Origin of the sequence: Pantoea sp. Morm (assembly GCF_016643525.1) — a bacterium.
GTDB classification, from domain to species: Bacteria; Pseudomonadota; Gammaproteobacteria; order Enterobacterales; family Enterobacteriaceae; genus Pantoea; species Pantoea dispersa.
The window spans coordinates 136,861-144,026 of sequence record NZ_VOQX01000004.1 but is presented as its reverse complement, the minus strand read 5'-3'; the positions used below and the strand labels follow the sequence as shown (position 1 = coordinate 144,026).

The window sequence follows — 7,166 nt, the reverse complement described above, 5'->3', positions numbered from 1 at the left end:
CGCCGTCGCGCTATGGCAGATTGTCAGCGAAAAGTGCGTACCGGACATGACGCAACGCGGTAATCCTGCCCCCTGTCAGCAGGTCAATCTGGCGCAGGGTTACGTTACGCTCAAAGATCTGAATGGCCCGCTGCAATATCTGCTGATGCCGATAGCAAAAATCACCGGCATGGAGAGCCCAATCCTCCTCGAACCCACCACGCCGAACCTGTTTGCTGCCGCCTGGCAGCAGCGCCGCCTGCTGGCGCAGAAGCGCGGTGCGCCTGTCGACGACCGCGTGCTGTCGCTGGCTATTAACGCGCAGTATGGTCGTACGCAGAATCAGCTGCACATTCATATCTCCTGCCTGCGACCGGATGTGCGTCAGCAGCTGGATACGCTGGCGCCGAGGCTGAATGCGCAGTGGCAGACGGCAACGCTGCTGCGGCATACCTGGCTGATTCGCACGCTGAGCACTGCCGAACTGGCGCAGCAGAGCGTATTTATCCGGCTGGCTGAGGAGGTGCCGCATGCGCGCGGTGAGATGGGCAAATACGGGCTGGCGCTGGCCCGGTTGCCGGATGGACGCCTGGCGCTGCTGGCGCTGGAGCGCAACTGGCTCAAGCTGAATCGCGGTTCGGCGGAAGAACTGCAGGATCACCAGTGCCGTTTGCTGGAGTGAGTGGCATCGTGACCGATCAGGCAATAAAAAAGGCGGCTCATCAGCCGCCTTTCTTTGCGTCAGCAACTTACGCGTTTTTGGCTGCTGCAGCGGCTTTGACGATCACCGCGAAAGCGTCGGCCTTCAGCGACGCACCGCCCACCAGCGCGCCGTCGATGTCCGGCTGGGTGAACAGTTCTGCGGCGTTTTTGTCGTTAACCGAACCGCCGTACTGAATGATTACCTGCTCAGCGATAGCGGCATCTTTCTTCGCGATGTGGTCGCGAATGAATTTGTGTACTGCCTGCGCCTGCGCTGGGGTCGCTGATTTGCCGGTACCGATGGCCCAGACTGGCTCATAGGCGATAACCGCGCCTTCGAAGGCCGCTGCACCCTGGGTTTCCAGCACGGCGTCGATCTGACGTGCGCACACTTCTTCAGTTTTGCCGGCTTCGTTCTCGGCTTCGGTCTCACCGATGCACAGCACCGGTACCAGGCCTGCGGCCTTCAGCACGGCGAATTTCTTCGCGATGAACTCGTCGCTCTCTTTATGGTAGGTGCGGCGCTCAGAGTGGCCGATGATGATGTATTTCGCGCCGATGTCTTTCAGCATCTCGGCAGAGGTTTCACCGGTGAAAGCGCCAGACAGGTTAACGTCAACGTTCTGCGCACCCAGCGCAATGTGGCTGCCGGAAATGGCGTGTTTGGCCTGATCCAGATAGATCGCCGGCGGAGCAATCGCCACACCGCAGCCTTCCACACCTGACAGCTCTTTGCGCAGGCCTTCAATCAGCTCGCCCGCCATGTGCTTGCTGCCATTCAGTTTCCAGTTACCCATAACCAGTGGATGTCGCATTCTTTCCTCCGCATAACGCGATTCATGAAATAGCGCTGCCATCGGGGCAGCGATGTCTGCCAGACAGTATAGAGATCAAATGGGGCGCTGGCTTTGCTTTTCGTCATTTTTGCCGGGGAGATCAGGGGCTAGCGAGCGCCAGTTTGATGGGCTCAACGGCGAAGGTCAGTCCCTTGTCGCCATTGTCTGCCACCACAAAGCGCAGTGCACCTTCGGTGCGGGAAAAATAGCGTGCGCCCTTGCCGGCGCTGAGCAGGCCGTCGAGCTTCTTGTGTCCCTCTTCCGCTGACAAACCGGGCACAAAAAAGCGCAGTAGCGCAGTCATGTAATCCATGGCGCGTGTCTGTGCCGCTTTCATATCCGGGCCCGGCACCGGCAGCCAGGTAATCTGCAGCGTTTTAATCTTGCCGGTGCCCTGTTCCAGCGCGGTAGAGGCATACAGCGTTTCGCTGATTTTGCTGGCGGCACGTGTCAGGTGACTCTTGTCATCGCGGTTATCGATGGCGCGATACTCCTGCAGCGGCAGGTCAGGATTGGCGGCGTTGTACTTTTCGCGGAACTGCGCGATGGTCATATCAAAGGTGGGCGCACCCGCCAGCAGATACGGCGCCGCAGGCAGGTGATCGTTGCGATCCTGCGCGGGCGCGTCCTCCGCCCAGGCGGGAAATGTCAGTGCGACGCTGAGCAGCAGCGCGACTGGCAGATTCTTCATTGCTTCGGCCCTAAATCATTCACTTAGCCCACGATTAGAACGGTTTTTACCGCTGAAAGTCAAAACCCGCGCCGGGAAAAATCTGACATTTTGCTGCCGGCGCGATTACCAGTAATGCTCGCTGGTCATGTGGCCCGGTTTACGCTTGAAATGCTTGCGCATATCGCGGGTCTCTTTCAGCAATTGCTGGGTATCGCGCACCATCTGCGGGTTACCGCACAGCATCACGTGGCTGGTATCGGCGAGCATCGGCAGGCCCACGGCGTTTTCCAGTTCTCCGCTCTCGATCAGCTGCGGTACGCGGCCATGCAGTGAACCGGGCATCTGCTCGCGGCTGACCACCGTCTGAATGTGCAGTTTGCCCTGATAACGCTGCTGTAGCTGCTGCATCAGCGGCAGAAAACTCAGGTCGGCGGCATAGCGCGCAGCGTGTACCAGCACAATGTTGTCGAAGCGCTCCAGCCCTTCACCCTGTTGCAAAATCGACAGATACGGGCCGATCGCCGTGCCGGTCGCCAGCATCCACAGCGTCTGGCAGTCGGGGATCTCATCCAGTACAAAGAAACCGGCCGCCTCTTTGGTCACCATCACCTGATCGCCGGGCTGCAGCGCCTGCAAACGCGGGCTGAGCTTCCCTTCCGGCACCGTTACCAGATAGAACTCCAGCAGCGGATCCTGCGGCGCGTTAACGTAGGAGTAGGCGCGCTGCACGCGCTCGCCGTCGACTTCCAGCGCCAGCTTGGCAAACTGGCCGGCGGTAAAAGGGTCGATGGGCGCCGTGACGCGCAGGCTGAACAGTGCGTCGGTCCAGTTTTTCACTTCTTTTACTTCTGCATTGACCCACTCTGCCATGTTCGCTCCTGATGATTGATAATTGGTCTCTTTCTATCTTCGTCAGCCCGGCACCAGATTTCCAGCCCCGCAGCGGTCAAAGGGCTCTCTGCGACAAATCGTCCGCACACATCAGCAACTGTAGCGGCCACGTTACAGCCTGGTACAGAAGCTTGACGGTGCCTGTGCTGCCGCTTTACGCCCGCCTCTCGCTTTGTGCGCAATTCCTGATATTTTTGCCGCCATAACTCTCCGGCAGCCCTGTTTAGTGCTGTCATTACTTTGTTTCTCAGGCAGACATTTTGTTCCATGATGATGAGTAATACGCAAAACCGCTTCCTGCTGTTCATGCTGATTGTGCTGGTGGCGGTGGGACAGATGGCGCAGACCATCTATGTGCCCGCCATGGCGAACATGGCAGAGGCGCTTAACGTGCGCAGCGGCGCCATGCAGCAGGTGATGGCGGCCTATCTGATGACCTACGGCGGATCGCAGCTGATCTACGGGCCACTGTCGGACAGCATTGGCCGGCGGCCGGTGATCCTCGCGGGCATGACGATCTTTGCGGCGGGCGCGCTGATCGCCCTGTTTGCGCCGTCGCTGAGTGTGCTGGTGCTGGGCAGTGCGGTGCAGGGACTGGGTACCGGCGTGGCTGGCGTGATGGCGCGCACCATGCCGCGCGATCTTTACTCCGGCATTGCGCTGCGTCAGGCCAACAGCCTGCTCAACATGGGCATTCTGGTCAGCCCGCTGCTGGCTCCGGTAATCGGCGCGCTGCTGACCCATCTGTTTGGCTGGCACGCCTGCTTTGCTTTCCTGCTGCTGCTGTGTGTTGGCGTAACGGCGGCGATGGCGCGCTGGCTCCCGGAGACCCGTCCGGTGGATGCGCCCGCGACACCTTTTCTGCGCCGTTACATCACGCTGCTCAGCGACGGCAACTTTGTGCGTTATCTGCTACTGCTGATCGGCGCGCTGGCAGGCATTGCGGTATTTGAAGCCAGCTGTGGCGTACTGATGGCGGGCGTGCTGGGGCTCGACGGGCTGACGGTGAGTATTTTGTTCATCCTGCCGATTCCGGCGGCCTTTTTCGGTGCCTGGTTTGCCGGCCGCGAGCAGAAATCCTGGCATACGCTGATGTGGTACGGCGTGAACAGCTGCCTGCTGGCGGGCCTGCTGATGTGGCTGCCGGCGTGGTTTGGCGTGATGACTATCTGGACGCTGCTGGTACCGGCCGCGCTGTTTTTCTTCGGCGCGGGCATGCTGTTTCCGCTGGCAACTTCTGGCGCGATGGAGCCGTACGCGTGGCTGGCCGGCAGTGCCGGTGCGCTGATTGGGGGGCTGCAGAATCTGGGTTCCGGCGTGGTGGCGTGGCTCTCAGCGCTGCTGCCGCAGCACGATCAGTCGAGCCTCGGTATGCTGATGTTTGTGACGTCGCTGGTGATGCTGCTGTGCTGGTGGCCGCTCTCGCGTCATCCGGAGAGCGGCAAACAGACGGTTACAGGATAAAAGGGTGCAGCGCCGCGTCTTTGCGGTCCAGATAGTGGATCGACTGAATGCGGCGAATGGTGCGCGATTTGCCGCGCACCAGCAGCGTTTCGCTGGTGGCGATATTGCCCTGGCGCGTGATGCCTTTTAGCAGATCGCCCGTGGTGATGCCGGTTGCCGCGAAAATCACGTTATCGTTACGCGCCATCTGTTGCAGCGTCAGCACTTCCCCGGCGTTGATGCCCATTTCGGCACAGCGCGCCAGCTCCTGCTCACCCAGACGGCGGTTGTCGGCCGAATCCCCTTTGACCTGATGACGAGCCAGCAGGCGCGCCTGCATGTCGCCATCCATGGCGCGGATTACCGCCGCCGACACCACGCCTTCTGGCGCACCGCCAATGCCATACAGCACGTCCACTTCGCTGTCCGGCATACAGGTAAGAATGGAGGCCGCCACGTCGCCGTCCGGAAAAGCAAACACGCGCACGCCCAGCTGCTGCAGCTGCGCGATGACCGCATCGTGACGCGGTTTGGCGAGAATCGACACCGTCAGCTGGCTGAGCGGTTTATTGAGCGCCTGCGCAATCGCCTGCAGATTGGTGGCGAGCGGCAGGTTGAGATCGATAGCGCCGCGCGCGCCCGGACCGACAATCAGCTTTTCCATATACATATCAGGTGCGTGCAGGAAGCTGCCTTTATCGCCCACCGCCAGCACCGCCAGCGCGTTGGCCTGGCCCATCGCAGTCATGCGCGTGCCTTCGATAGGATCAACTGCAATGTCCACCGCATCGCCGTGGCCGGTACCGACTTTTTCACCAATGTAGAGCATCGGTGCTTCGTCGATTTCGCCCTCGCCAATCACGATCTGGCCGTCGATGTTGATGGTGTTGAGCATAATGCGCATGGCGTTGACGGCGGCGCCGTCGGCGGCATTCTTGTCGCCGCGTCCTAACCAGTGATAGCCCGCTAACGCAGCGGCTTCGGTCACACGGGAAAATTCAATCGCGAGTTCTCGTTTCATGGTCTGCACCTGACAAAAAACAGGCGGGCAGTGTAGCACAGCGGGGCAGGGGGACGGGAAAAACCCGCGGCAGGGCGCCGCGGGTCAGCACAGTGTTACTCTTCTTCTTCCCACGCCTGGGCGCGCGCCACGGCTTTTTTCCAGCCGGCATAGCGCACGTTGCGTTCGGTGGTTTCAATGCTTGGACGGAACTCGCGTTCCACTACAGCTTTAGCACGAACTTCTTCCAGATCGTTCCAGAAGCCGACCGCCAGACCGGCGAGGTAAGCCGCACCCAGCGCAGTCACTTCGCGCACTTCCGGACGCTCCACGCGCGTGCCGAGAATATCGGACTGGAACTGCATCAGGAAGTTGTTGGCCACCGCACCGCCATCCACGCGCAGCGACTGCAGGCGGGTATCGGCATCGTTCTGCATTGCTTCCAGCACATCACGCGTCTGGTAAGCGATGGACTCCAGCGTGGCGCGAATAATGTGGTTGGCGTTGGCACCACGGGTCAGACCGAAGATTGCGCCGCGCGCATACGGGTCCCAGTACGGTGCGCCGAGACCGGTAAAGGCCGGCACCATGTACACGCCATTGGTGTCTTTGACTTTCATCGCGAAGTATTCGGAGTCGCCCGCATCGCTGATCAGCTTCATCTCATCGCGCAGCCACTGAATGGACGCACCACCGATGAACACGGCACCTTCCAGCGCGTAGTTCACCTCGCCGCGTGGACCGCAGGCGATGGTGGTCAGCAGACCGTGAGTCGAAGTAACCGCTTCGGTACCGGTGTTCATCAGCATAAAGCAGCCGGTGCCGTAGGTGTTTTTCGCCATACCAGGCTGCACACACAGCTGGCCATACAGCGCAGCCTGCTGGTCACCGGCGATACCGGCTATAGGAATACGCGTGCCGCCCTTACCACCAATGTTGGTCTGGCCGTAGATTTCGGACGATCCTTTCACTTCCGGCAGCATTTCGCGCGGAATATCCAGAATCTCCAGCATGCGCGCATCCCACTCCAGCTTGTGGATGTTGTACATCATGGTACGCGATGCGTTGGTGTGATCGGTGATGTGCACGCGGCCCTGGGTCATTTTCCACACCAGCCAGGTATCAACGGTACCGAACAGCAGTTCGCCGCGTTTCGCCCGCTCGCGTGCGCCTTCCACGTGGTCGAGAATCCATTTCACCTTGGTGCCGGAGAAGTACGGGTTAATCACCAGACCGGTGGTGTGCTGGATATACTCTTCCAGACCCTCTTTCTTCAGCTTGTTACAGTAGTCGGCGGTACGCGGATCCTGCCAGACGATGGCGTTGTAAATCGGTTTGCCGGTCTCTTTGTCCCAGACAATCGCGGTTTCACGCTGGTTGGTGATACCGATGGCGGCGATCTGGTCAGAACGGATATCAGCGTGCGCCAGCACTTCCACCAGCGTGGAGCTCTGTGAGGCCCAGATGTCCATCGGATCGTGTTCAACCCAGCCGGCTTTCGGGTAGATCTGGGTGAATTCGCGCTGTGAGACGGCGACGATGTTGGCGTCATGATCGAGCACCACGGCACGTGAGCTGGTTGTGCCCTGATCGAGCGCGACAATATATTTTTTATCAGTCGTAGTCATTATGGTTTCCTGAT

7 protein-coding genes are annotated in these 7,166 nt (G+C 60.0%); 2 read left to right on the top strand and 5 right to left on the bottom strand.

The window, feature by feature from the left end:
- Positions 1–661 (top strand): CDP-diacylglycerol diphosphatase (locus FT726_RS02865; RefSeq protein ID WP_346302377.1); only part of this gene is annotated, 661 nt, incomplete at its 5' end.
- Between the two features lie 67 nt (positions 662–728).
- On the opposite strand, the gene tpiA is transcribed toward FT726_RS02865, so the two are convergent.
- From tpiA to fpr, 3 genes are all read right to left on the bottom strand, one after another.
- Positions 729–1,496, bottom strand: a complete 768-nt coding sequence (gene tpiA / locus FT726_RS02860; protein WP_031279624.1) for a triose-phosphate isomerase — start codon at positions 1,494–1,496, stop codon at positions 729–731.
- A 121-nt stretch (positions 1,497–1,617) separates the two neighbouring features.
- The gene (locus tag FT726_RS02855; protein WP_058771031.1) at positions 1,618–2,208 is read right to left on the bottom strand and encodes a YiiQ family protein; all 591 of its coding nucleotides are present in this window, start codon (positions 2,206–2,208) and stop codon (positions 1,618–1,620) included.
- Positions 2,209–2,313: 105 nt separating this feature from the next.
- Positions 2,314–3,060, bottom strand: a complete 747-nt coding sequence (gene fpr, locus FT726_RS02850; RefSeq protein ID WP_021507043.1) for a ferredoxin--NADP(+) reductase — start codon at positions 3,058–3,060, stop codon at positions 2,314–2,316.
- A gap of 291 nt (positions 3,061–3,351) precedes the next feature.
- Between fpr and emrD the strand changes: the two genes are divergently transcribed.
- Positions 3,352–4,545 (top strand): multidrug efflux MFS transporter EmrD, encoded by a 1,194-nt coding sequence (gene emrD / locus FT726_RS02845; protein WP_275044624.1) that lies wholly within the window; start codon positions 3,352–3,354, stop codon positions 4,543–4,545.
- On the opposite strand, the gene glpX is transcribed toward emrD, so the two are convergent.
- Together glpX and glpK are read right to left on the bottom strand one after the other, a co-directional pair.
- Positions 4,535–5,545, bottom strand: coding sequence for a class II fructose-bisphosphatase (gene glpX / locus FT726_RS02840; RefSeq protein WP_262264926.1), 1,011 nt, complete (start codon positions 5,543–5,545; stop codon positions 4,535–4,537). The genes emrD and glpX overlap by 11 nt on opposite strands.
- 95 nt (positions 5,546–5,640) lie before the next feature.
- Entirely contained in the window at positions 5,641–7,152 is a 1,512-nt protein-coding gene (glpK, locus tag FT726_RS02835) for a glycerol kinase GlpK (protein ID WP_021507040.1), read from the bottom strand.
- Positions 7,153–7,166 lie beyond the last annotated feature (14 nt).

What these genes read in the sequence shown, in the direction of transcription:
- tpiA (WP_031279624.1), bottom strand. Translation starts at nt 1,496, where the DNA reads ATGCGACATCCACTGGTTATGGGTAACTGGAAACTGAATGGCAGCAAG.
- FT726_RS02855 (WP_058771031.1), bottom strand. Translation starts at nt 2,208, where the DNA reads ATGAAGAATCTGCCAGTCGCGCTGCTGCTCAGCGTCGCACTGACATTT.
- fpr (WP_021507043.1), bottom strand. Translation starts at nt 3,060, where the DNA reads ATGGCAGAGTGGGTCAATGCAGAAGTAAAAGAAGTGAAAAACTGGACC.
- emrD (WP_275044624.1), top strand. Translation starts at nt 3,352, where the DNA reads ATGATGAGTAATACGCAAAACCGCTTCCTGCTGTTCATGCTGATTGTG.
- glpX (WP_262264926.1), bottom strand. Translation starts at nt 5,545, where the DNA reads ATGAAACGAGAACTCGCGATTGAATTTTCCCGTGTGACCGAAGCCGCT.
- glpK (WP_021507040.1), bottom strand. Translation starts at nt 7,152, where the DNA reads ATGACTACGACTGATAAAAAATATATTGTCGCGCTCGATCAGGGCACA.